The organism is Weizmannia agrestimuris (genome assembly GCF_943193165.1).
Classification (GTDB): Bacteria; Bacillota; Bacilli; order Bacillales; family Bacillaceae_C; genus Weizmannia; species Weizmannia faecalis.
Genome location: NZ_CALPDC010000045.1, coordinates 1 through 22,946 on the forward strand (window position 1 = coordinate 1; position 22,946 = coordinate 22,946).

General features: G+C 48.0%; 24 protein-coding genes. 6 read left to right on the forward strand and 18 right to left on the reverse strand.

Going from position 1 to position 22,946, the window contains the following annotated elements; translation table 11 throughout:
• Positions 1 to 134 precede the first annotated feature (134 nt).
• The gene (gene sodA / locus NFR98_RS13210) at positions 135 to 743 is read right to left on the reverse strand and encodes a superoxide dismutase SodA (protein ID WP_017550543.1); all 609 of its coding nucleotides are present in this window, start codon (positions 741 to 743) and stop codon (positions 135 to 137) included.
• 182 nt (positions 744 to 925) lie between these two features.
• Here sodA and yqfZ point away from each other — a divergent pair, with 182 nt between their 5' ends.
• The 3 genes from yqfZ (at position 926) to NFR98_RS13225 (ending at position 3,183) form a co-directional block, all read left to right on the forward strand.
• Positions 926 to 1,258 carry a protein YqfZ gene (gene yqfZ / locus NFR98_RS13215; protein ID WP_014098008.1) on the forward strand — a complete coding sequence of 111 codons (333 nt, stop codon included), beginning with the start codon at positions 926 to 928 and terminating at the stop codon, positions 1,256 to 1,258.
• A 107-nt stretch (positions 1,259 to 1,365) separates the two neighbouring features.
• The gene (gene ispG, locus NFR98_RS13220; protein ID WP_128890997.1) at positions 1,366 to 2,466 is read left to right on the forward strand and encodes a flavodoxin-dependent (E)-4-hydroxy-3-methylbut-2-enyl-diphosphate synthase; all 1,101 of its coding nucleotides are present in this window, start codon (positions 1,366 to 1,368) and stop codon (positions 2,464 to 2,466) included.
• Positions 2,467 to 2,589: 123 nt separating this feature from the next.
• The gene (locus tag NFR98_RS13225) at positions 2,590 to 3,183 is read left to right on the forward strand and encodes a 5' nucleotidase, NT5C type (protein WP_014098006.1); all 594 of its coding nucleotides are present in this window, start codon (positions 2,590 to 2,592) and stop codon (positions 3,181 to 3,183) included.
• A 237-nt stretch (positions 3,184 to 3,420) separates the two neighbouring features.
• On the opposite strand, the gene zur is transcribed toward NFR98_RS13225, so the two are convergent.
• Genes zur through NFR98_RS13240 form a run of 3 tightly spaced genes read right to left on the reverse strand, consistent with a single transcriptional unit; the run spans position 3,421 to position 5,485 of the window.
• On the reverse strand, positions 3,421 to 3,852 hold the full coding sequence (zur, locus tag NFR98_RS13230; protein WP_014098005.1) for a zinc uptake transcriptional repressor Zur: 432 nt from the start codon (positions 3,850 to 3,852) through the stop codon (positions 3,421 to 3,423).
• Between the two features lie 2 nt (positions 3,853 to 3,854).
• Positions 3,855 to 4,712 (reverse strand): metal ABC transporter permease, encoded by an 858-nt coding sequence (locus NFR98_RS13235; RefSeq protein WP_014098004.1) that lies wholly within the window; start codon positions 4,710 to 4,712, stop codon positions 3,855 to 3,857.
• Positions 4,713 to 4,726: 14 nt separating this feature from the next.
• Complete coding sequence (locus NFR98_RS13240) at positions 4,727 to 5,485, reverse strand: metal ABC transporter ATP-binding protein (RefSeq protein ID WP_014098003.1); 759 nt, start codon at positions 5,483 to 5,485, stop codon at positions 4,727 to 4,729.
• A 208-nt stretch (positions 5,486 to 5,693) separates the two neighbouring features.
• Between NFR98_RS13240 and NFR98_RS13245 the strand changes: the two genes are divergently transcribed.
• Positions 5,694 to 5,948, forward strand: a complete 255-nt coding sequence (locus NFR98_RS13245) for a DUF2624 domain-containing protein (RefSeq protein ID WP_014098002.1) — start codon at positions 5,694 to 5,696, stop codon at positions 5,946 to 5,948.
• 41 nt (positions 5,949 to 5,989) lie between these two features.
• Here the strand turns inward: NFR98_RS13245 and NFR98_RS13250 are convergent, their stop codons facing one another.
• From NFR98_RS13250 to NFR98_RS13260, 3 genes are all read right to left on the reverse strand, one after another.
• Positions 5,990 to 7,360 carry a C40 family peptidase gene (locus NFR98_RS13250; RefSeq protein WP_017550546.1) on the reverse strand — a complete coding sequence of 457 codons (1,371 nt, stop codon included), beginning with the start codon at positions 7,358 to 7,360 and terminating at the stop codon, positions 5,990 to 5,992.
• Positions 7,361 to 7,623: 263 nt separating this feature from the next.
• Positions 7,624 to 8,523, reverse strand: coding sequence for a deoxyribonuclease IV (locus tag NFR98_RS13255; RefSeq protein WP_014098000.1), 900 nt, complete (start codon positions 8,521 to 8,523; stop codon positions 7,624 to 7,626).
• A 15-nt stretch (positions 8,524 to 8,538) separates the two neighbouring features.
• Positions 8,539 to 9,849 carry a DEAD/DEAH box helicase gene (locus tag NFR98_RS13260; protein WP_061086612.1) on the reverse strand — a complete coding sequence of 437 codons (1,311 nt, stop codon included), beginning with the start codon at positions 9,847 to 9,849 and terminating at the stop codon, positions 8,539 to 8,541.
• Positions 9,850 to 10,060: 211 nt separating this feature from the next.
• Here NFR98_RS13260 and vrrA point away from each other — a divergent pair, with 211 nt between their 5' ends.
• Together vrrA and NFR98_RS13270 are read left to right on the forward strand one after the other, a co-directional pair.
• A complete protein-coding gene (gene vrrA, locus NFR98_RS13265; RefSeq protein WP_017550547.1) occupies positions 10,061 to 10,699 on the forward strand; it encodes a VrrA/YqfQ family protein in 639 nt (212 codons plus the stop codon).
• 290 nt (positions 10,700 to 10,989) lie between these two features.
• Positions 10,990 to 11,955, forward strand: coding sequence for a 4-hydroxy-3-methylbut-2-enyl diphosphate reductase (locus tag NFR98_RS13270; protein WP_014097996.1), 966 nt, complete (start codon positions 10,990 to 10,992; stop codon positions 11,953 to 11,955).
• 265 nt (positions 11,956 to 12,220) lie between these two features.
• Here NFR98_RS13270 and NFR98_RS13275 read toward each other — a convergent pair whose 3' ends face one another.
• The 11 genes from NFR98_RS13275 to era all read right to left on the reverse strand — a co-directional run bounded on the left by NFR98_RS13275 (position 12,221) and on the right by era (position 22,555).
• The gene (locus NFR98_RS13275; RefSeq protein ID WP_014097995.1) at positions 12,221 to 13,339 is read right to left on the reverse strand and encodes a Nif3-like dinuclear metal center hexameric protein; all 1,119 of its coding nucleotides are present in this window, start codon (positions 13,337 to 13,339) and stop codon (positions 12,221 to 12,223) included.
• Positions 13,336 to 14,034 carry a tRNA (adenine(22)-N(1))-methyltransferase gene (locus NFR98_RS13280; protein ID WP_041818152.1) on the reverse strand — a complete coding sequence of 233 codons (699 nt, stop codon included), beginning with the start codon at positions 14,032 to 14,034 and terminating at the stop codon, positions 13,336 to 13,338. The genes NFR98_RS13275 and NFR98_RS13280 overlap by 4 nt, the downstream gene beginning before the upstream one ends.
• Before the next feature lie 90 nt (positions 14,035 to 14,124).
• Positions 14,125 to 14,496 (reverse strand): cytochrome c550, encoded by a 372-nt coding sequence (cccA, locus tag NFR98_RS13285; RefSeq protein WP_014097993.1) that lies wholly within the window; start codon positions 14,494 to 14,496, stop codon positions 14,125 to 14,127.
• 218 nt (positions 14,497 to 14,714) lie between these two features.
• Entirely contained in the window at positions 14,715 to 15,251 is a 537-nt protein-coding gene (locus NFR98_RS13290) for a hypothetical protein (protein WP_014097992.1), read from the reverse strand.
• 150 nt (positions 15,252 to 15,401) lie between these two features.
• Positions 15,402 to 16,535 (reverse strand): RNA polymerase sigma factor RpoD, encoded by a 1,134-nt coding sequence (rpoD, locus tag NFR98_RS13295; RefSeq protein WP_014097991.1) that lies wholly within the window; start codon positions 16,533 to 16,535, stop codon positions 15,402 to 15,404.
• A gap of 77 nt (positions 16,536 to 16,612) precedes the next feature.
• Positions 16,613 to 18,418: a DNA primase gene (gene dnaG, locus NFR98_RS13300; RefSeq protein WP_014097990.1), complete on the reverse strand. Its 1,806-nt coding sequence runs from the start codon at positions 18,416 to 18,418 to the stop codon at positions 16,613 to 16,615.
• Positions 18,419 to 18,881: 463 nt separating this feature from the next.
• A complete protein-coding gene (locus tag NFR98_RS13305) occupies positions 18,882 to 19,682 on the reverse strand; it encodes a pyruvate, water dikinase regulatory protein (RefSeq protein ID WP_014097989.1) in 801 nt (266 codons plus the stop codon).
• A gap of 17 nt (positions 19,683 to 19,699) precedes the next feature.
• Positions 19,700 to 20,341 carry a transcriptional regulator CcpN gene (gene ccpN / locus NFR98_RS13310; RefSeq protein ID WP_014097988.1) on the reverse strand — a complete coding sequence of 214 codons (642 nt, stop codon included), beginning with the start codon at positions 20,339 to 20,341 and terminating at the stop codon, positions 19,700 to 19,702.
• Positions 20,342 to 20,577: 236 nt separating this feature from the next.
• Entirely contained in the window at positions 20,578 to 21,345 is a 768-nt protein-coding gene (gene recO / locus NFR98_RS13315; RefSeq protein WP_017550555.1) for a DNA repair protein RecO, read from the reverse strand.
• 39 nt (positions 21,346 to 21,384) lie between these two features.
• The gene (locus tag NFR98_RS13320) at positions 21,385 to 21,528 is read right to left on the reverse strand and encodes a YqzL family protein (RefSeq protein ID WP_014097986.1); all 144 of its coding nucleotides are present in this window, start codon (positions 21,526 to 21,528) and stop codon (positions 21,385 to 21,387) included.
• Positions 21,529 to 21,646: 118 nt separating this feature from the next.
• On the reverse strand, positions 21,647 to 22,555 hold the full coding sequence (gene era / locus NFR98_RS13325; protein ID WP_014097985.1) for a GTPase Era: 909 nt from the start codon (positions 22,553 to 22,555) through the stop codon (positions 21,647 to 21,649).
• Positions 22,556 to 22,946 lie beyond the last annotated feature (391 nt).

The following is a 22,946-nucleotide window of genomic DNA, read 5'->3' on the forward strand; positions in this document are numbered from 1 at the left end:
GCTCTTGGCTAATGGTTGGTCGCTACCTACCCCCATAGCGGACTTACACCGCCTAGCGAATCGCCATGCACGGCGCATGCAAAAAGGGCGTGCACGCAAATGGCGCGGCACGCCCTTTTTTAAATGGATCGCGATTATTTCGCTGCTTCGTACAGTTTTTCCACTTCGTCCCAGTTCACGACATTCCAGAATGCAGAAATATATTCTGGACGGCGGTTTTGGTATTTCAAGTAGTAAGCATGTTCCCAAACATCAAGGCCAAGAACCGGTTTTTTGCCTTCGGAAAGCGGGTTGTCTTGGTTCGGGGTGCTTGTAATTTCAAGCTCGCCGTTATTGACAACAAGCCATGCCCAGCCGGAACCGAAACGGCCTGCTGCAGCCGCTGCAAATTGTTCTTTGAATTTTTCAAAGCTGCCGAATTTGCTGTTGATCGCGTCAAGCAGCGCGCCTTTAGGTTCGCCGCCGCCATTTGGCGAAAGCAACGTCCAGAACAGCGAATGGTTGGCATGTCCCCCGCCGTTGTTGCGAACCGCTGTACGGATTTCTTCCGGAACCGCATTCAAATCCGAAATTAAGTCCTCAACGGATTTGGAAGCAAGGTCGTCATGGCCTTCCAACGCTTTGTTCAAATTGGTGACATAAGTATTATGGTGCTTCGTATGGTGGATGTTCATCGTTTCCTTGTCAATATAAGGCTCCAGGGCATCATACGCATACGGCAATTGCGGTAAAGTGTACGTCATATCTTTATTCCTCCTTTATGTAGTGTTTTGAACCGAAAAGATTCAAAGATTTGTCATATTTAATGTACCAAAACCGATTGATAAATGGCAAATTTTTCGCCTGCATTTTTGAGAATCATCCCGGGTTCTAATTACAGCATACCGGCATATACTGGTAGCACTCATAAAAGGAGGGAATGTCCATGTTGAAAAAAATATTTGCGCTCTTTATCGTTGCCCTTATCTCTTACAGCATCTACTACGATCTCCACGCAGGCACAATCCCGACGAATGCTAAAGAAACAACCGAAAAAAACGTTGCCATACAACCTGAAACAACCCACGGTCCGTATGTCACAGCCAAGGTCCATTCCGGTGACACGGTGCTTACGATTGTCAAAAAAATATCAGGCGGGACGGCGCCTTCGATTGAAAAAGTGATCCGCGATTTCAGCAAACTAAACGGCGGAATTGCACCGGAAGACATCCAAATTGGACAAACATACCGGTTTCCCATTTACGGCGAATCCCGGTAAAAACCGGAGTATGGCTTGTCAATCGGGGCAGTAAATTGGTAAAATGTAAGTTGGTAAAATGTTTATGGACTGATAGATCATTAAAGGAGCGAATATCCTTGGGTGAGATCATACACCGTACAAAAACGCGCCCTGTCAAGGTAGGTAACTTGACGATCGGGGGCAGCAATGAATTATTCATTCAAAGTATGACGACGACGAAAACACATGATGTCGATGCAACTGTCCGCCAGATTGAGCGGCTTGAAGAAGCAGGCTGCCAGATCGTGCGCGTTGCCGTCCCGGATGAACGGGCGGCAAGGGCTATTCCCGACATAAAAAAAAGAATCCATATCCCGCTTGTCGCGGATATCCACTTTGATTACCGGCTTGCGTTAATCGCAATTGAAGGCGGCGTCGATAAAATCCGGATTAACCCGGGTAATATCGGCAAGCGCGAAAAAGTCGAAGCGGTCGTGAAAGCGGCAAAAGAGCGCGGCATTCCGATCCGGATCGGCGTCAATGCTGGAAGCCTTGAAAAACCAATTTTGCAAAAATACGGATACCCGACAGCAGACGGCATGGTCGAAAGCGCCCTGCACCATATCCGGATTCTGGAAGACCTGGATTTTCACGACATTATCGTTTCGATGAAAGCCTCGGATGTCCGCCTTGCCATCGAAGCGTACGAGAAAGCGGCCCGGACATTTGACTACCCGCTCCATCTCGGTATTACTGAATCCGGGACGCTGTTTTCCGGCACCATCAAAAGTGCCGCCGGGATTGGGACGCTTTTAAATATGGGAATCGGCAACACGCTCCGCATTTCTTTAAGCGCCGACCCGGTGGAAGAAGTGAAAGTCGCGCGTGAACTGCTGAAAATATTCGGGCTTTCCTCCAATGCCCCGACGCTCGTTTCATGCCCGACTTGCGGCCGGATTGCGATCGATTTAATCAGCATTGCAAACGAAGTCGAAGAATATTTACAGACCATAAAAGCGCCGATTAAAGTTTCCGTCCTCGGCTGCGCCGTCAACGGCCCCGGTGAAGCAAGAGAAGCGGATATTGGGATCGCCGGTGCACGCGGGGAAGGCCTCCTGTTCCGCAAAGGGAAAATCATACGGAAAGTGCCGGAAGATAAAATGGTAGAAGAATTGAAAAAAGAAATCGACATGCTTGCCGAAGCGTATTACCAAAAACAGGCCGCGCAAAACGTGAACCCCGTCTGACCGAAACACCGGCGTAAAACAAGCCGGTGTTTCTTCATGCGCGGCAACTTTTATCTTCCAGGCCTGGCCCGGACAACAGGCGGCACGATCGCTTCACATTCAAAACGGAAAAGGAGGCGCACCATGGTGAAAAAATACCGTTTCGGCATTGACATTGACGGGACTGTGACAGATCCTGAAACGCTTATTCCGTTCATTAACGATGCCTTTCACATTGACCTGAAATATGAAGACTTAACGAAGTATGAGATCACAGATGTCGTCGATATTCCTGCCGGGACATTTGCCGACTGGTTTATCCGCTCGGAGCCTGTGATCTATGCAAAATCCCCGGTTGCAAAAGGGGCAAAAGAAGTGTTAAACAAATGGGCAGACCGGTTTGAGCTGTATTTTATCAGCGCACGCGCATCCTATCTCCTTGATGTGACCAAAAACTGGTTTACAAAACAACAGCTGAAATACCATCATATCGAGCTGATCGGCACGCATCACAAAGTGGAAACCGCAAAAAAGTACAACGTTGATTTGTTTTTGGAAGACAAACATGACAATGCGGCCGCCATTGCGCAAACGCTCGGCATCCCCGTCCTTCTGTTTGACACCCCATACAACCGGGATCCCGTCCCGGACAATGTATACCGGGTGAAAAATTGGAAAGAAGCGGATGACTGGGTCAGACGCTGGATCACCCAGTCCAGCCGCTCCGCACGCGATTAAGGGCTTATCCGGGTTTCTGTAAGGGACAGGCTGGGTTGCGGATAGCTTTTTGCGGTGACCCGCGTGCCTGCGCCCGGGTTATTTTTCCCGGAAGGCGTCTTGAAAAATATCCAAAATCATAAAATGAACTTCAGTTTTTCGCGCCAACATCTACTACGATCAGGATCGATATGGATTCTGGCAACACATTCGTTCAACTTATATAGCAAAAACAAACCCTGCCGGAAGCAGGGTTTGTTAAATATTTTGCCGCGTTTCATCTGCCATGCATTCCGGGCACGTGCCGTAAATTTCAAACTTATGGCCGGAAATGGCATACCCTTCCAAACCGCTCACCATTGGCATCGGGCAATCCGGGATTTCTTTCGTCTTCCCGCACGCCAGGCAAATAAAATGGTGATGGTGGTGGTTTGTCGAGCATTTGAAACGGAAATGCTTTTCACCGGACAGCTCTGTCACTTCCAGTATGCCAAGTTCAGCAAAAAGCGATAAATTCCTGTAGATCGTATCAAAACTGAGGCCCGGATACGCATCTTTCATCCATTCGAGCACGTCTTTTGCCGTCAAATACTTATTGCTCTCCGAAAACAAATCGAGCATTTTTTCCCTTTTTCCTGTATGCTTATAGCCGTTTTCCTTCAAGATTTCAATTGCCTCATCCAAAAGCATGTTCACACCTTCTTTTTGTTCAAACCGGCACCGGGCCGGAATCGTTTCATATAAACCGCCAAAAGCAAAATGACGATGGAAATCACCACAATTGTACCACCGGGCGGCAAATTCAGATAAAATGCCGTAACCAGCCCGCCCAAAACGGAAATTTCGCCAAAAAGAACGGAAAACAAAATGGTCTGTTTAAATCCCCGGCTGATGCGGATGCTGGCCGCTACCGGGAGCGTAATCAGCGCGGATACAAGCATAATCCCCACGATCCGCATCGCAGCCGAAATCACAAGCGCAATCAGCACCATAAACAGCAAATGGATCGTTTTCGCAGGAATACCGGACACTTTTGCATATTCTTCATCAAAAGAAAGCAGGAAAAGTTCCTTATACAGCAAAAGGATCACAGCCGCCACAATGACGGCAATCCCCAGAATGAGCCAAAGATCAGCCTGGCTTACCGCGCTTACGCTGCCGAACAGGTAATTCATCAAATCTACATTATACCCTCCGGCCACAGAAATAAAGATCAGCCCGATGCCAATCCCGCCCGACATGATAATCGGAATCGCAAGTTCTTCATAATGCCGGTAAACCCCGCGCAACCGCTCGATCAGCACGGATCCGAGCACGGAAAAGCCGGTGCCAATATAAAGCGGGTTCAACCCGGCAAGAATAGAAAGCTTGCTGCTTAAAAACAGGCTGATCGCAATCCCGGACAATGTGACATGGCTGAGCGCATCCGCAATCAGCGACAAACGGCGTACGACAATAAAACTACCGATCAAAGGGGCAATCAGGCCGATTAAAATGCCGGCCAAAAATGTATTTTGTAAAAAATGATAATGAAAAAGTGCAGCAATCATTCGGTTTCTCCTTCTCACCCATGTTCATGCGCCAGCAACCGGACATCGTGGGCATACCAGGATGAACGTTTTTCTTCATCCAACTGCTGAAACGCGTGGATGTCGCCATGGAAATATAAATGCTGGTTCAAGCATGCAACATGCGTCACTTTGTCGGAAACGGCGCCGATATCATGTGTGACAAGAATCAGGGTAATGCCCCATTCCCTGTTCAGCTGCTCCAGCATTTCGTAAAAAGACCGGACATGGCGCTGGTCCACACCAACTGTCGGCTCATCCAGCATCAAAATCTCCGGCTTGCTGACAATGGCCCGCGCGATAAACACACGCTGCTGCTGGCCGCCACTTAGCTCGCCAATATTTTGATGGGCGTACGCCTCCATCCCGACTGAGCGGATCGCTTCCATTGCTTCTTTTCTGGCGCCGGGGCCAAGGAAACGGAACAGGCCGGTTTTTTTCACCAGGCCGCTTTCGACCACTTCTAAAACGGTCGCAGGATAACCAGTATTAAATGCATTGGCTTTTTGCGAGACAAAACCGATCCGGCTCCAGTCTTTAAAGCGGCTGAGCGGCGTGCCGAAAAGGCGGATTTCCCCTTCCTGCGGTTTTAACAGCCCGAGCATGAGCTTTAGCAGGGTTGATTTTCCGGAACCGTTCGGGCCAATGATGCCGAGAAACGCTCCCTTTGGTATGTTTAAATCGATCTGTTCCAGCACATTCTGCCGGTCATAACGGAAAGAGAGGCCAGAAACTTCTACAACATATTCTTCCATACGCAAACTCCTCAATCAGAATCATTCCGATTTAAACATTATACCTTCTTTCCGAAAGATTGTAAAGCGCGGAGGGGTTCACGTGGAAATGCCGGTAATTGCCGCCTTCTTATCGCTTTTCTTCCTCCGCGGCAATATCCCCTTCCATAAGCATCTGAAACATTTCTTCCCGGCCCGCATATACATGAAGCGGGGAGAGTGATGGATATTGAAACTGATTCAAAATATGGTCAATTATAAGGTGAATATCATTACCGGCGCGGAACTTTTTAAATACGCGCGGCAGTTTAACGTGAAAATCAGCCGCGAAGATGCGGAAAAAATCGCGGATTATGTGCGGGGAAAACAGTTGGACATCTTTGATGACGAGGCCCGCAGCAAAGCACTGAAAGACATTGCAAAAATTACAAGCCCGCTCACCGCAAAAGAAATCAACCGGGTGTTTGTCTTATTGGCAAAATAGAAAAAGAACCGGCCGGAAAAAGCTTTTCGGCCGGTTCTTCCTTATTTCACTACGCGCCTGACAACGCCATTAAAGCACTGTTTCCAGTAACCGCTGCTCATGGTGTCGATGGAAACGCCATCTGAACTATTGCAATCGAGAAATTTGCCGCCGCCCAGGTAAATGCCCACATGGCCGTTGTACTTATAAGTATTGAAAAAGACCAGGTCTCCCCGTTTCATATGCGAAGCACTGACCGCTTGCCCAAGCCCTGCAAGCGTATCCGTATTCGCACCGGAGCCACCCAGGTTCACGCCTGCCTGTGCGTAGGCCCAATGAACAAATGAGGAGCAGTCAAAAAGCCCGTTTGCAATGTCGCTTTTCGTTCTTCCGCCGCCCATTTTATAGGAAGTGTGCCCGATTAAAGCTGAACCGGCGCTGATCGCTTTTTCAACCGTTCCGGAACCGTTGTTTGAAGCGCTGCCGTCATCAGAAAAGGAAGGTACGCGCGCCACATGTTTTGCGCGGGATCCGGACTTTGTCTTTTCCTTCTGTGTATGTGCCGCAGTTTCTCCATTTGAATCGTCTCTTCCGGTGCTCGTGCCGGTAGAAGCGGAATCATCCTGCTTCGATTCCTGAGGCGCGGAAGATTTTGCAGCAGTAGCAGATGGTGCGGTCTCGGTCTCTTTGCTTTCCAGTTCAGCGAGCGCTGCTTTTTCCTGCGCGTTTAAGGAAGCTTCCTTGTCTTTCAGCTTCGCCAATTCAGCTGCAGCAGCTTGTTTTTGCTCCTTCAGCGCCGCTTCTAAGCTTTTCTGGTCCGCAAGCTGGTATTTGTTTGCTTCTTTCAACTCCTCAAGCTCAGCTAAATCCGACTGCACTTTCTGAAGCTTCTTTTCCACTTCAGCTTTTGCTGTATTTAATGTTTTGTTGTCTTTTTCCTGCGCTTTTAAAATGGCGCGGTCTGCTTGGACAAACGTTGTTAACGCTTGCGCTCGGCTGACAAAATCGCTCAGGCTGCTGGATTCAAGCAGCACATTCAGATAACTATCCGCTCCGCCTTTTTGTTGAATGTCACGCGCACGCCGGGCAAGCACGTTGTTGCGCTCTTCTATTCTTTTTTGCGTTTCTTTCATTTTTTCATTTAACGATGCGACCTCGTCTTTCGTCTCTGACACTTCTTGCGTTTTTTCACTGATTTTCTGATTGGTTTGGCGGATCTTAGCCGAAATTTTTTCCATATCCGACTGAAACTGCTTCGCGTTTTCTGCGATCTTCGCAATCTCGTTTTGCTTGCCGGAAATGCTTTCCTTAACGGCCGACTCCTCGTTTTGAATGCTCTTGACAGCGGTTTCTGCATTTGCTTTGCTAAGCGGGACGAAAGCGCTGCCTGCGATCACTGCAGCAGCGGTTAACGACAAAAACTTCCTATTCACCTTAACGCCTCCATTGCTATGTATCGGCTTTTTCTCATTATGTGTAGATTCCGTTCTATTAATCTATTGATATTTCTGATTATAGCATTGATGGTTTGATAAATAGATTACAGTTATATTTCATTTTGCAAATGGAGGTTTATTTTTAAAAAATCCCGGCCAAACGAAAACCACTGAAACTGTCCAGATGCAAAAAACGATGAGACACTAAGAATGTAGTGTCTCACCGTTTTGTTTCAGCGGCTTTAAAACCTGACCAGGATTCAAGCGGGCTGCTCCACAATTTTGGCCAGCAGATTTTCGTCAAATTTCCTGTTTCTAAGCATGGCAATTTCGTATTTGTACGGCGGCTTGCGGTTCTTTTTGTCTTCGCCGACATAAGGGGTTTCCAAAATTTTCGGGATGTCAGAAAGCGCCGGGTGATGCACGATATAGTCAAGGGCTTCAAATCCGATATGGCCAAACCCGATATTCTCATGCCGGTCTTTGTGCGAGCCGGCTTCATTTTTGCTGTCATTGACATGCAATACTTTCAGGCGGCCAATGCCGATGATCCGGTCAAATTCATCCAGCACTTCATCAAACCGGTTTTTCACATCATAGCCGGCATCATGGGTATGGCAAGTATCAAAGCAAACGGAAAGCTTGTCATTGTATTTGACGCCGTCTATAATTTCCGCCAGTTCCTCAAACGTCCTGCCGCATTCGGATCCTTTGCCGGCCATCGTTTCAAGCGCAATCTGGACGGTTTGCTCCGGAACAAGCACCTCATTCAGCCCTTCAATGATTTTCTTGATCGCTTTTTCCGGCCCTGCACCAACATGGGCGCCCGGGTGCAAAACGATCTGCTTCGCTCCGATCGCCTCCGTCCGCTCAATTTCCGACCGCAAAAAACGGACACCGAGTTCAAATGTCGCAGGATTTGTTGTGTTGCCGATATTGATGATATACGGCGCATGGACGACAATCTCCTCTATGCCATGTTCTTTCATATGGGCAAGGCCGGCTTCAATGTTCAAGTCCTCAATTTTCTTCCGCCTTGTATTTTGCGGTGCGCCCGTATAAATCATGAATGTGTTGGCGCCGTATGAAACCGCCTCTTCACTTGACGCAAGCAGCATTTTTTTGCCGCTCATCGAGACATGTGAACCAATTTTAAGCATGCTGTTTCTCCCCTTTTATTTCCGTTTTTGCAATTTCCTTTGCCGTTTTTTCAGCATTTCGATCTGCCGTTCCATTTTCTTTTTGTAGCCCGGCTTCACTTTTTTCGGCCTGCCGATTGCCTTTCTCGCCGCAGTCTCCGTTTGATCCGCCTTTTTTACCCGCTTTTTGCGGCGGTTCCGATCGCCCAGTTCCACCCATTCGCCGCGGCGCACATCGCGGTAGAGAAATGCAATCCCCATTTTCTCAAGCTGGGTGAGGGCAAACTCATCGGAAGGTTCGTAAATGGTCGCGCATATGCCCGACAGATCGGCGCGGGCCGTTCTGCCGGCGCGATGGACGTAAAACGTTAAATCTTTTGGCAGCTCGTAGTTTACAACATGGCTGACCCCTTCGATATCAATCCCGCGCGCGGCCAAATCAGTGGCAATGATGTACCGGTATTCCAGGTTTTTGATTTGTTTCATCGTTTTCGCCCGTTCCCGCGGCGAGAGGTCTCCGTGGATGCGGGCCGTTTTCATCCCTTTTGCTGAGAGCCCTGCTGCAATTTCATCCACCATCGCTTTTGTGTTTGCAAATACAATCGCCAAGTACGGGTTAAACGCCTCGAGGACATCATGCAACACGTCCATTTTCTCCCGCGCGCGTTTTGGGATCAAAATATGTTCAATTTTTTTCGCTGCGATTTGGCGCGGCGCTACCTGCTCGAATTTCGGATTTTCCATGTACTTTTTTAAAAACGGCTTTAATTTTTCGGGAATGGTTGCCGAAAACACGAGCATTTGCAGTTTTTCAGACATCCTCCCCGCGATTTGGTCGACATCCACGATAAAGCCCATATCGAGCATAATATCCGCTTCATCGACAACAAACGTTTTCGCTGTATGGACAAATAACGCCTGTTCTTTCACAAGATCATTTACCCTGCCCGGTGTGCCAACTACAATTTGCGGTTGTTTTTTCAGTTTGCTGATATCCCGCTGCTTGTCCGTCCCGCCGATAAATAGTTTAGCGGTAAGACGGCCTGTTTCTTCCCATTTTAAAATTTCCTGGATTTCATGGTATATCTGTGCCGCCAGTTCCCGCGTCGGGGCCGTAATCACAGCCTGGACTTCCGCAAGAGACGGGTCTGCTTTTTGCAAAAGCGGCAACACATACGCATGTGTTTTCCCCGTTCCCGTCTGCGACTGTCCGATAGCGCTTTCCCCCTGCAAAACAAGCGGAATCATTTTTCGCTGTATTTCCGTCGGTTCGGCAAAGCCTTTATGTTCGATCGCTTTTTCGATAAATGATTTAAAACCGAATTCTTCCCATTTTGTTCCGTTCATGTTTCCACTCCTTCTCTCATGCAGCAGAACGTCTTGTTATTATAATCGACATCCGCGAAAAATGCCAATTTCCGCATGCCCCCGTATGCAAATGGAAATTTTTGTGCCGTTTACAGGCAGAAAGAAACTTTTTTTGCATGCCAGACGTTTCCGTTTGGCCTGCATATTGTAATATTGAACGAAAAATCCAAACAGAAAGGGGGTCAAATGGATGCCGCCAAGAAATATGTCGCCCTTTTTCGGCCGGCAAAGTCCGTCCCCGTTCGGCGGAATGCAGCGAAATCCGTTTGCCGGGAACCGCCTGGGCGGGCCGGGCATGCCCGGGCAATTCAGAGCCGGAGGGCAAATGCCGGGATTTCCGGGTAGAGCAGGCGCAACTGCAGGACGGGGCGGAGGACTTTTATCCAGACTGTTCCAAAGGGGCGGACAAAGCGCAGCCGCCAACCCGGCAGCTGCCTTCCAGCGGGGTGCCGCCGGGGGAGGCGGATCGCTTTTCAAATCCATCGCAAATCCTTCTTCGATCAGTTCGTTTTTAAACAATACACAAAATGTCTTAAAAACCGCGCAGCAGGTCGGCCCGATGATCCAGCAGATTCAGCAGGTCGGCCCGCTCGTCAAAAATCTGCCAGCGATGTGGAAACTGTACCGCGGCCTGAAAAATGCCCCGAATGAGGATGAGCAGGATGAGCAGGAAAATCGCGAATTAAGCAGCAAAGACAAAAAACCTGCGCCAGCAAAAGAGAAAAAAAGCAACCGGCAAGCGGAGCGTCCCGCATCTCAAGCCGCAGAAAGCAAAAATGACGAAAAACGCCCGGAAAAAGGAGTCTCCGTGCCGAAATTGTTTATTTAAGGCGCCAAAACCGTTTGTACCCGTGTGCAGACGGTTTTTTCTGTGGCCGGGAACCATTCGGTATCTGGCGCACCAAAAGTTTGCACCCGCGTATAGACGGTTCGTTCTATTAAAAGCTGGCATTAGCCTCTGCTTTTCCATCCTTCCGGGAGCGCGCCATATTTCGGGCACGGCCGGCTGTGCAAAAACCCGTTTTGTATTCTTTGCCGCATTCCGATATAATACAAATGTAATAGACTCATTTCCCAGCCCGGATGCCGGTGTTCCGGCACCCTGTTAGGAGGATCGCGATGGAAGTGCTGAAAATTTCCCCCCGGGGTTACTGCTACGGCGTTGTTGACGCAATGGTCATTGCCCGCAACGCCGCAATGGATAAAACTTTGCCGCGTCCCATCTATATTCTTGGCATGATCGTCCACAACCAGCATGTGACTGATGCCTTTAAAGAAGACGGGATCCTTACGCTCGACGGCAAAAACCGCAAAGAAATTCTCGAAAAGGTGGAGAAAGGCACCGTTATTTTTACCGCGCACGGCGTCTCCCCCGAAGTGCGCGAACTTGCCCGGAAAAAAGGCTTGACGGCCATTGATGCCACATGCCCGGATGTAACGAAAACCCATGATTTAATCCGTGAAAAAGAAAAAGAAGGCTATGATGTGATTTATATCGGTAAAAAAGGCCATCCGGAACCCGAGGGGGCAGCCGGTGTCGCACCTGCGATTGTCCATCTCGTCGAAACGGAAGCAGACGTTAAAGCCCTCGATATCCGCAATGATAAAATCATTGTAACAAACCAGACGACGATGAGCCAATGGGACGTGGCGGATTTAATGGAACTTATCCAAAAGAAATATCCGCATGCAGAAACGTACAATGAAATTTGCCATGCGACGCAAATTCGCCAGGAAGCCGTTGCCAGGCAGGCCGGGGAGGCTGATTTGCTGCTTGTAGTCGGCGACCCGCGCAGCAACAATTCAAACCGCCTCGCCCAAGTATCAGAAGAAATTGCCGGCACGAAAGCATACCGGATTGCCGATGTCGAAGAAATTGAGCTGGCGTGGCTTGAAGGTGTACAAAAAGTTGCCGTAACGGCAGGGGCATCAACACCGACGCCGATCGTACGTGAAGTCATAGCATTTCTTGAAAAATTTGACCCGGAAGACGAATCAACCTGGGAACGAAAGCGGAACGTACCGTTAACCAAAATTTTGCCGAAAGTGAAAGCGCCGCACCGTTCTTCCGGCCAAAAAGCTTGAAACCTGGTTGAAACGCTTCCGGCCGGAATGGAATATAAGCAAAAGGGCGGATCCCCACCGGACTCCGCCCTTTTGCCTTTCATCATCCATGCTGGAAAAAATGCAGCATCATGAAAATCAATTGGTGTGTATTTTTAGTCCATACGAGATGCAACGGGGCCCCGTCCAAAAGAAGGAAAATGAGCTATCGCAATCTTTTTAGGATAACGGGACCCGGGTTAAAAAAGGCCGTCTTTTTCCCTACTTCGAGCGGCCCGGGCGTTTTTTAAAGAAACTGAAACGGGTCTGTGTTCACTTCGGATGCAATAAAGCGGACATCGAGCTGATGCTCCCGGCATGCTTTCTGCATATAAGCCGCGACCCCTTTTTTCATCACCTTCTCCACGTTATGTCCGGGGTCTACAACATTCAGCCCGAGCGCCAGTGCATCGTGGGCGTTATGGTAATAAAAATCCCCGGTGACGAACACATCGGCCCCCGCCTTTTTTGCCTCAGCAAAATATTTGTTGCCGTCTCCGCCGAGAACAGCTACTTTTTTCACTTTTTCGTCGAGATTTCCGACGACGCGCAATGCCGGAACTTCGAGCGCTTTTTTAACATGTTCCGCAAATTCCCGCAGTGCCATTTCCCGTTCGATTTCGCCGATCCGGCCGAGCCCATACTTCCGGCCTTCATTTAAGACCCGATAAATATCATAGGCAACCTCTTCATACGGGTGCGCCTCAAGCATCGCAGAAAGCACCTGTTTTTCAATCGACACGGGATAAATCGTTTCAATCCTTGTTTCATCTGCTGCTTCGAGCTTTCCCGCTTCCCCGAGGAACGGGTTTGTCCCTTCCCCCGGCAGAAAACGGCCGGTACCGCGGGCAGAGAAAGAACAATGGCTATAATTCCCGATCGCCCCCGCACCGGCATTTCCAAGCGCCGTTCTTACGGCTTCTTCATGGGATACCGGGACAAAAACAACCAGTTTCCTCAATTTGTCTTCATAAAGAGGCGATAATACTTCCGTATCGCGGAGCCCGAGCGCCTCCGCCAGCAAATCGTTTACACCCCCTTCTGCGATATCAAGGTTCGTATGGGCGGCATAGACAGCAATCCCGTGGCGGATGCATTTTTCAATCAGCCGGCCCTGGGGGGTATCTGTCGCCATGTTTTTTAACGGCCGGTAAACGGAAGGATGGTGGGCGATAATCAGCTGGACATCCTTTTCGATCGCTTCGTCCACCACATCTTCCAACACATCAAGCGCCACCAGCACATTTTTCACCGGCCCGTTTAACTGCCCGATTTGGAGCCCGACCGGATCCCCGTCCATTGCAAACTTTTTCGGTGCGAACTGCTCAAATAGCTGGATGACATCATGCCCGTTCGCATGCTTCATGTTAAAACCTCCTCTGCCAAAGCAATCAAATGGCGATATACACGCTTTTTTTCTTCAATTTCCGGGCTTGCGTCTGCCTGCTCCAGATGGCTGAGCACGGATTGCCATTTTTTGATTTCAGTACGCCATTTTTTCCGGAAAGCTTCATTTTGGTTTTTGATTAAAACCGGGCCCATCAGGCGTTCCGCTTCCGTGAGCGCGATACGGCAGCCCGCGTACTCTGCCGCGATAATTTCGTATATTTTCCCGTCTTCCTCGAGAATGTCTTCTCCTGTGACGGCCCATCCGTTTTCCGCCAGCCATCTGCGGACAATGTGCGACCCGGTATTCGGCTGCAGGATGAGCGTTTCTTTGCCGTTTAGTTTTGCTTTTCCGCGATCGAGGATAGAGGCGATTAATGCGCCGCCCATCCCGGCAATCGTAATGCATCCCGCTTCGCCCGGAGCCAAGATCTCAAGCCCGTCTCCTTTCCGGACGCTGATTTTTTCTGTCAGCCCTGCTTTTTCCACTTGCTTTTGCGCCGAATGGTACGGCCCTTCCGCCACTTCTCCGGCCACCGCCGCTGTTACGCTACCGTCCTTCACGCAGAAAACGGGCAAATAAGCGTGGTCAGACCCGATATCTGCCAATACAGTGCCGGCCGGAATAAAAGCCGCCACCGATTCAAGCCTTCTTGAAAGTTTCCCGCTGTTCATTTCTTCACCACTTTACATGTGATACCTCTATTGTAGCCACTTTTTGCCATAAAAAAAAGGGGGATGCCCCCCGTACGGTGAACCTGCCCTTTATTTTAGCTTTGATACCCAGTCCACCATTTCATCAATATGGTCTTCTTCGACAAGTCCGGCTGGCATACCGCCGCTCGTGCCGTTCCTGAGTACATCTTTAATCTTATCTTTGGACAATTTCTTGCCGATGCCGTGGAGATTCGGCCCGGCCCCGCCTTGCAAATTATTTCCGTGGCAGGTCACGCAAGTCTTTTTGGCAAAGCTCTCCGGATCAAACTTTTCCGAGGAGGCGGTTTCGGTTTGCTTCGGATGCTCCTTTTCTTTGGCCACTTCTTTCGCATCCCCGATCCCTTTCACGGAAAGAAAAAAGATAAGGGCAAGCCCGAATACCATAATCAGCACATATGGGATTACAGGATTTCTTTTCAATGCATTCCCCCCTTGTTTTTCCGCTTTTCCAGCGTATTTACCGTGCCCATCTCTTCCATTTTAACTGAAAATTCTTTTGAAAGAAAGCCTTTCCACTTAAAAATAACGGTTGAATGCGCTTTCATCTTGTATTATAATAAAAGCAGCAAAAAATTCAATAAAGTGATACAATTGCAGGCGGGCCGGAAAAGGGCAACAGGAAAACTGAAAATTATACATTATATTACTATAGAGACCAGCAAGATGACGAGGCCGAGAAACCCCGATAAGGTAAAATACAGCAGCTTGTATGCCTTTCCGGCGATAAGCCACAACCCGCAGTTGACAAAAAGCAGCAAATATAAAGTATAGCGGTGATTTCCAAACACCTTTTCATTCAAAAACACACTGAGAAGCAGCAAAATAATCGCGGCGCCAACAAAGAAAACCGGGTAAAAAATTTCTTTATTAGCATAATGAATTCCCTGAAAAAGTAAGCATCCGACAAAAGCTGTCAAAATCATCGTTTGCAAAATAAAATGTAATTCAGTAAAATAAATGACAAATACAGCGATTGCAATGAGGGCAAGAATGAAAACAGAAACCGCGACTTGTTTTTTAACGGATTTCCCTGCGCCGTTTTGTTTGCGGGTATTGGCCTCATTCCCCTCCGTATAGATCGCGAGTAGAAAATCGCAGTATTCTTGTGGAATCATTTTGGTCTCTTTCCACATTTTAATTTCGTTGACAATGATTTGTCTTCTCTTATCGTCCATTTTTCAACACATCCTGTGTAACCTATTCGACAAACGGGCGGAAAATCCTTTTTTTTGCAAGAAAAAAGTTTACTTCCCGAGGAAGTAAACTAAAAACAAGGCGCCTGTAATAACAGATGCACAAGCGCCATGTCTGTTTCTTTTTCCGGCTTATTCAAGAAAATCTTTCAGGCGTTTGCTCCTGCTTGGATGGCGGAGTTTCCGCAAAGCCTTTGCTTCAATTTGCCGGATTCGTTCCCTTGTGACACCGAATACTTTGCCGACTTCTTCAAGTGTCCGAGTGCGCCCGTCATCAAGCCCGAACCGGAGGCGGAGCACATTTTCTTCCCTGTCGGTCAATGTATCAAGCACATCTTCCAGCTGTTCTTTCAGCAGCTCATAAGCGGCATGGTCAGAAGGTGATGTGGCATCCTGGTCTTCAATAAAGTCTCCAAGATGCGAATCATCTTCTTCGCCAATCGGCGTTTCAAGTGAAACCGGTTCCTGGGCAATTTTAATGATTTCCCGAACTTTATCCGGAGAAATATCCATTTCTTCAGCAATTTCTTCCGGTGTTGGTTCCCTGCCCAAATCCTGGAGCAGTGACCGTTGCACACGGATGAGTTTATTGATCGTTTCCACCATATGGACCGGTATCCGGATCGTCCGTGCCTGGTCTGCAATCGCGCGCGTGATGGCCTGGCGGATCCACCATGTGGCATAGGTGCTGAATTTGTAGCCTTTTTTGTAATCGAATTTTTCAACCGCCTTGATGAGGCCCATATTGCCTTCCTGGATCAAATCCAGAAACTGCATGCCACGGCCGACATACCGTTTTGCAATGCTGACAACAAGGCGCAAGTTGGCTTCAGCGAGCCGGCGTTTTGCTTCTTCATCGCCCTGCTCGATTCTTTTGGCCAGTTCGATTTCTTCGTCTGCGGAAAGAAGGTCGACCCGCCCGATTTCTTTCAAGTACATGCGTACCGGATCATTGATTTTCACACCTGGGGGAACACTCAAATCATTCAGGTCAAACTCTTCGTCATTCTCTTTTTCCAGTTCGAGATGGGAAGGGGCATCCTCGTCGCTGGTGTCATCTGTCACATCGATTCCTTGTTCACCGAGCGATTCATAAAATTCATCCATCTGATCGGATGTTAAATCAAAATGGCCGAGTTTTTCGGAAATGGTATCATAAGTGAGAAACCCCCGCTTTTTCCCGCGTTCAACGAGTTGCTCTTTTGCTTTTTCTACTGTAAACTCACTTTCTTCTACTTCTTTGGAACGTGCTGACTTTTCAGCCATATGTTCCCCTCCTTCCGACAATTTCAACACTTTCAATGATCCAACAGCAACTTGATCATTTATAAAAAGCAGAGATTTCAAGTCATAGACTTTCTCAGTGCCACAATTTCACCCGCCAATTGCAGCGCTTTTTGGAAATCATTCTGCCGTTCGGCATCTTTTTGTGCCCTCAGTTTTTCCTGAATGCGCAGCAACTTCTGGTGTTTTAGCACATATTGCACATAATCTTCCAATTCCTCATCCGTCAGCTCCCCGCCTACCGTCATCATTTCGATTTCGGCAGCAATCCGCTGCAGTTTTGCATCGGGCAAATAAGACAGGAAAGCGCTCGTATCAGGCGGATTCCCTTCTTCGTACCAGCCAAGCAGGTAAGTAAAAATTGCCTGGTGTTCATCCCCGTAAAAGCTGTTTTCGCCAAGGAAATCTTTCACTTTATAGGCAATTTCCCCGTCCCGCAGCATATGCCAAAGCAGCCTTCTCTCTGCGGTCATATTGGCAGGGAGCATCCGGGCTTCCTCATGTGCAGGCACCGGATTCTCTGCAGGGCGGCTTCTCTTCCGGGTCCCGGTTTCACGGGAACCGTATTGCCTTTCCTGCTCTTTCAGGGCGTCCAAAGACAACGAAAATTCTTCGGACAGCTGGCGCAAGTAAAGGTCTTTCTCCACCGGATTCTCCAGTTTGGCAATTTCCTGAATGACTTCTTCTATATACGCCAGCTTTTCTCCTTCATTTTGGAGATTTTTATTCATGCGGAAATATTGCATTTTAAAAGCCATAAAAGTCAGGCTGGCCCCTATTACATCCATGCGGAACTTTTCTCCGCCATGCTGGTTTATGTAGTCATCAGGGTCCAGCCCATCCGGCATTTGCGCAACCCGCACTTCACAGCCGTTTTCACTGAGCATTTTCCCCGCACGGAAAGCAGCAGTGAGGCCGGCCTGGTCCGAATCGTAGCAAATGACAACGCCGTCCGTGAGCCTTTTTATCATCCGGACGTGTTCCGGTGTAATCGAAGTGCCCATTGTGGCAATACCGTTTTCAACGCCAGCCCGGTCGGCGGAGATCACGTCCGCATAGCCTTCGAAAATGACTGCCTGCTGTTTTTTGCGGATCGGCCCTCTTGCCCGGTTCAGGTTAAAAAGCAGCTTGCTTTTATTAAAAAGCGGCGTCTCAGGGCTGTTTAAATATTTCGGGTGTTCCTGTTTCCGGACCGCTCTTCCGGCAAATGCGACCATGTTTCCCTTTTCATCCATGATCGGAAACATAATCCGGTCCCTGAAACGGTCGAAATATTTGCCGTCCTTTTCATTGCGGATGACAAGCCCGCTTTCTTCCAGCACGGAAAGGGGAAAACCGCGCTTTTGTAGCATATTGGCGGCAAAATCCCAGGCAGGCAGCGCATATCCGATCCCGAACTTTTCGATTGCTTCGTCTGTAAATCCACGCCCGCGCAGGTACTTTAGCGCAGGTTCTCCTTCTTTTGTATGCAAAAGCAAATGGTGGTATAATTTTTGCAGCAGTTCGTGCGCTTCCAGCATCTGCCGGCGCTTCGGATCGATGTTTTTCTGCTCTTCGTGCCGTAAAACGACGCCAAGCTCGATATGCGCTTTTTGTGCCAGTTTCTCTGCCGCTTCCTGAAAAGAGATGCCTTCGATATCCATGAGAAAAGTAAATACATTGCCGCCTGCGCCGCATCCAAAGCAGTGAAAAATCTGCTTATCTGGGGATACGGAAAATGACGGCGTATGCTCACCGTGGAACGGGCACAGGCCGAAATAATTGCGGCCCTGCTTTTTGAGCTGTACATATTCGCTCACGACCTCCACAATATCGGAAGACCGGCGGATCTCATCAATTTTTTCATTTGGAATCATCCCTGTCATCAAACAATCCCTTCTGCTCCACCTTTATTCACAGCATTTCATCCGGGATACGGCAATGCTTATTCGTTTGCTGTTTTTCTTTTCATCCTAAAATATTCTACATTGCTCCGCAGAATCCTGCATGTTTTGCGCTTCTTCCCATAATTTTTTTGGCCCTGTCGAAATTTATTCAAATTCAGACTTGACATTTACTCATAAATAGTTTATTCCTTAAAAGCTTACTCTAAACCCGTATCATACATTTTTATCACAATTTTTTATTATAGTACACTTGCTCCATTTTGACTATAAATAAATACTGAAAAACAGAAAAAAATATGCCTCGTTTTTTTCAAAAGAAAAATTTTTAAAAAAACGGGTGGAAGCAAAGACCGTTTCAGCCTGCTTCCACCGTTTCAATTGGATTTATTTTCATCCGGCCGATGCCGCAAAAAGGCATGCGCTTCTCGAACCTTGACCGCTTTTACTTTCTCATTTCATCCATAATAATATTTGCCGTTTCTTCGACCGCTTTGTTGGTGACATCGATCACTTTGCAGCCAAGCCGCTCCGCTACCTGATTAAAATAATCCAGTTCGTATTTGATGCGTTCAATGGTCGCATAACTTGCCGAACCATCAAGCCCGAGTGTTTTCAGCCGTTCTTTCCGGATATGATTTAATGTATCAGGATCAATTTTTAAACCGATACATTTTTTGGAAGGAATACGAAAAAGTTCTTCCGGCGGATCCACTTCCGGCACAATCGGCACATTCGCAACTTTATAGCGGTGATGCGCCAGGTATTGTGAAAGCGGCGTTTTGGACGTACGGGAAACACCGATGAGGACAATATCCGCCCGGACAATGCCGCGCGGATCCCGGCCGTCATCATATTTCACCGCAAATTCGATCGCTTCCACCTTTTTAAAATAAGCTTCGTCCAATTTTCTGACGAGCCCCGGTTCATAGAGCGGCTTGGATTCATACAATTCGAGCAGCCGGTCCATGAGAGGTCCCATTAAATCGACAGCAGCAAGGCCGTGTTTTACGGCTTGGTCGTTCATGTATTTCCGCATTTCCGGCTTCACAAGCGTATAGACGATCATGCCGAAATTCATGGATGCAAGCGAAACCACTTCATCAATATGGATCGTATCTTCCACATACGGGAAGCGTTTTAATTCTGCGTCCTGGTTTTCAAACTGGCTGATGGCCGCCTTTGTGACGAGCTCCGCCGTCTCTCCGACCGAGTCTGAAACAATATAAATATGGGGTTTTGCCAAAAATGATCACTTCCTTTTTAATCGCCGTCTGCAAGTTCAACGAACGCTTTCGTGATATTCGTTTTCGTTATCCGCCCGGTCACTTCAAGCCCGCTTTCTGTTTCTTTCACAACGGGCACCGAGTCAATTTGTTTTTCAATCAGTTTTTTTGCCACATCAATCAGAAGATCATCTTTTTTACAGCAGGTAATATTCGGCATTCTTGTCATAATGATATGCACCGGCAATGCCGATAGGTCTTTGTTTCCAAGGCTTGCCCGCAACAAATCTTTTCGCGACAAAACACCGATCAGATGGGATGCATTGTCGACGACATAAAGCGTGCCGACATCTTCAAGAAAAACCGTTACGATGGCATCGTACACGGACATATTCTCGTTCACCACGACCGGCAAAGACTGATAATCTTTTACGTAAATATGTTTTAAATTTTCCGTAAGAAGCTGCGTGCTCGTTTTTCCGGTATAAAAATAGCCGACGCGCGGGCGTGCATCCAAGTAACCTGCCATTGTTAAAATGGCAAGATCCGGCCGGAGTGTTGCCCTCGTTAAATTCAGCTTTTCGGCGATGTGCTCGCCTGTAATCGGCCCGTTCGTTTTGACGATCTCGAGAATCTGTTCTTGCCTTTTCGTTAATTCGATCGTAATCACCGCCTTCATTCACACAACCATGCAAGACAATAGTATAACACATTTACGGAAATCTGTCCTTATCTGCCACTATGATACATAAAAATGCCATTGATATTTTGGAAGACAGCTGCGTATACTCAGATAGCGGGTCATGATTTTTCGGCCGGGCAAAAACAGTTAAAGCAGAACCGCGGGCCGTGCGATGCATCATCCGGCCCCGGGCAGCAAGGAAAGTCCCCCTTTTTCTTCGATAGGGGGATGTCTTATGCATTGTCCGGCCCGAGCCTTTTTTCGAGCGACTCTATCTGGCTAAGAAACCGGCCGGCTTTCAGTTGCAGGCCGGTATATTCATCATAGTACATGGAAATCGCCGTTCTCAGCTCTTTTTTTGTCGAGTCTTTAACAGAAATGCTGCCGAGCCGGTTGATGTCCAGAAAATAAAAAAGCCGGAGCAGGCGGATCGCAGGCCGTGACAACGGGAGCCGGTACGGGTCGCGCGCAAAACAGCGGGGGCAAAGAAGGCCGTTTTCCCGGATGGAAAAAGCAAAGGGCCCTTCCGTGTTGCCGCATACCGCACATTTGTCCATCACCGGGTACATACCGAGTACATTCAGCATCTTCATTTCAAAGATGTCCCTGATAATTTCCGGGTCATAGCCTTCATCGATATATTCGAGCGTCCGGAGCAAAAGCTCAAATAAAGACGGATTCTTTTTTTTATCTTCGACCGCCCGGCCCAAAAGTTCCACCACATAGGCAGCATACGCCGTTTTGAAAATATCTTCGCGGATATGGCGCATCGGTGAAACGGTCTCTCCCTGTTGGAGGGTGGCAAGACCGCGCGACGGCTGAAAAAGGAAATTCCCATATGTAAAAACCTGGGAAACCGCCGCCAGTCGGCTGTTCGGCTTTTTGGCTCCGCGCGCCATAAAGCCTAGCTTCCCAAATTCTTTTGTGTAAATATGCAGGATTTTATTGGATTCGCCGTAGTCTGTATTTTTAATGACGATCCCTTCACATTTTTCAAACAACCTCTCCACCTCTTGCCCGACAGGCAGTACGGCTTATCCTTAAGTAATGGAAAAATCCGCATCTGCCGGATCTTCTTCACGTTCATACCGGTCTTGACGCCGGTCCCTTTCCAGTTCCTTAAAAAGCAGGTACGTATCAATATTGCCGGTATCCGCAAAGACTTTCCAGGTAAATTCTAACATATTCACCACGCCTTTCATGTTGTAGGTCATGAAATTTCTTTAAAAGCCTTTTATAGCTTCACCAGGGGACACGCAAACATTCGGGGTAAAAATTTACAACCAGAAGCGGGCGCCAAAATCAATATTCGTCTTCCCGGAAACCGAAATCGCGCAGCTGGCTGATTTTATTCCGCCAATCTTTCTGCACTTTTACCCATAATTCCAAATAAACTTGCGACCCGAGCAAATTTTCGATATCAGCCCTTGCTCTTTTGCCAATCTCTTTCAGCATGCTTCCCTGCCTGCCGATGATAATCCCTTTTTGGGACGGCCGTTCGACAACGATCGTCGCCATCACGTGAATGACATCCTTGTTCTCTTCCCGCTCCATTTTTTCAATAACAACCGCAATCGAATGCGGCACTTCTTCTCTTGTAAGCTGCAGCGCTTTTTCGCGGATCAGTTCCGAAATGATAAAGCGTTCCGGATGGTCTGTCACCTGGTCTGCCGGATAATACTGCGGCCCTTCCGGCAAATATGCCTTGATGGTATCGAGCAGCCGGCTGACGTTGTTTCCTCCGAGTGCGGAAATCGGGACCACTTCACGGAACGGGTATAAATCTTTGTACTGTTCTATGAAGGCAAGCAAATCATCCGGATGAACGAGGTCAATTTTGTTGATGACCAAAAAAACAGGCGTGCGCACGTGTTTAAGCAGTTCGATAATGTACTCGTCCCCGCGGCCGCGTTTTTCTTCCGCATTGACCATAAATAGAATCAGGTCCACTTCTTTTAATGTATCCGTGGCTGATTTTACCATGAAATCGCCCAGCTTATGCTTCGGTTTATGGATGCCGGGTGTATCGATAAAAATCATCTGTGCGTCATCAGCTGTGTAAACGCCCTGTATCTTATTCCGTGTTGTCTGCGGCTTATCGCTCATGATGGCGATTTTTTGCCCGACCACCTGGTTGATGAAAGTGGACTTCCCGACATTCGGGCGTCCAATGATAGAAATAAAGCCTGATTTATATGTTGGTTGTTCCATGCAAATCCTCCGTTGAATAAGTGCCCGAAAGCAGCTTTACCATTGTTTCCATATCTTTTCCCCTTACCTGTATTTTACTACAAATAGACCCGAAAGTTAAAATGTATTTTTCATCACTTTTGAATATTTTAAAAGTTCGTGAAAATATTGTCGACTCGTGGTGAATTTACACTGATTTTAGCGTCACTTAGTATGCCATGGCCGTTTTCAAGTAGTGTGATTACCTTTATTTTAGCGCAACGGCCTGTGCCTTTCAAATTGCGGCATATCCATGGGAAGACCTCTCTCTTGATGTTCATTTAACGGTGTACATTTAGATAATAGAGTGTCTCCCCATTTTTTCCACTCATCTGCCCTTCGAGTAAAATTTTACACATACCAGATCTCGTAT

Coding starts and splice junctions, on each gene's coding strand:
- sodA (WP_017550543.1), bottom strand. CDS start 743: ATGACGTACACTTTACCGCAATTGCCGTATGCGTATGATGCCCTGGAG.
- yqfZ (WP_014098008.1), top strand. CDS start 926: ATGTTGAAAAAAATATTTGCGCTCTTTATCGTTGCCCTTATCTCTTAC.
- NFR98_RS13225 (WP_014098006.1), top strand. CDS start 2,590: ATGGTGAAAAAATACCGTTTCGGCATTGACATTGACGGGACTGTGACA.
- zur (WP_014098005.1), bottom strand. CDS start 3,852: ATGCTTTTGGATGAGGCAATTGAAATCTTGAAGGAAAACGGCTATAAG.
- NFR98_RS13235 (WP_014098004.1), bottom strand. CDS start 4,712: ATGATTGCTGCACTTTTTCATTATCATTTTTTACAAAATACATTTTTG.
- NFR98_RS13240 (WP_014098003.1), bottom strand. CDS start 5,485: ATGGAAGAATATGTTGTAGAAGTTTCTGGCCTCTCTTTCCGTTATGAC.
- NFR98_RS13255 (WP_014098000.1), bottom strand. CDS start 8,523: ATGCTTAAAATTGGTTCACATGTCTCGATGAGCGGCAAAAAAATGCTG.
- NFR98_RS13260 (WP_061086612.1), bottom strand. CDS start 9,849: ATGAACGGAACAAAATGGGAAGAATTCGGTTTTAAATCATTTATCGAA.
- vrrA (WP_017550547.1), top strand. CDS start 10,061: ATGCCGCCAAGAAATATGTCGCCCTTTTTCGGCCGGCAAAGTCCGTCC.
- NFR98_RS13270 (WP_014097996.1), top strand. CDS start 10,990: ATGGAAGTGCTGAAAATTTCCCCCCGGGGTTACTGCTACGGCGTTGTT.
- NFR98_RS13275 (WP_014097995.1), bottom strand. CDS start 13,339: ATGAAGCATGCGAACGGGCATGATGTCATCCAGCTATTTGAGCAGTTC.
- NFR98_RS13280 (WP_041818152.1), bottom strand. CDS start 14,034: ATGAACAGCGGGAAACTTTCAAGAAGGCTTGAATCGGTGGCGGCTTTT.
- NFR98_RS13290 (WP_014097992.1), bottom strand. CDS start 15,251: ATGGACGATAAGAGAAGACAAATCATTGTCAACGAAATTAAAATGTGG.
- rpoD (WP_014097991.1), bottom strand. CDS start 16,535: ATGGCTGAAAAGTCAGCACGTTCCAAAGAAGTAGAAGAAAGTGAGTTT.
- dnaG (WP_014097990.1), bottom strand. CDS start 18,418: ATGACAGGGATGATTCCAAATGAAAAAATTGATGAGATCCGCCGGTCT.
- ccpN (WP_014097988.1), bottom strand. CDS start 20,341: ATGAAGGCGGTGATTACGATCGAATTAACGAAAAGGCAAGAACAGATT.
- NFR98_RS13320 (WP_014097986.1), bottom strand. CDS start 21,528: ATGTTAGAATTTACCTGGAAAGTCTTTGCGGATACCGGCAATATTGAT.
- era (WP_014097985.1), bottom strand. CDS start 22,555: ATGGAACAACCAACATATAAATCAGGCTTTATTTCTATCATTGGACGC.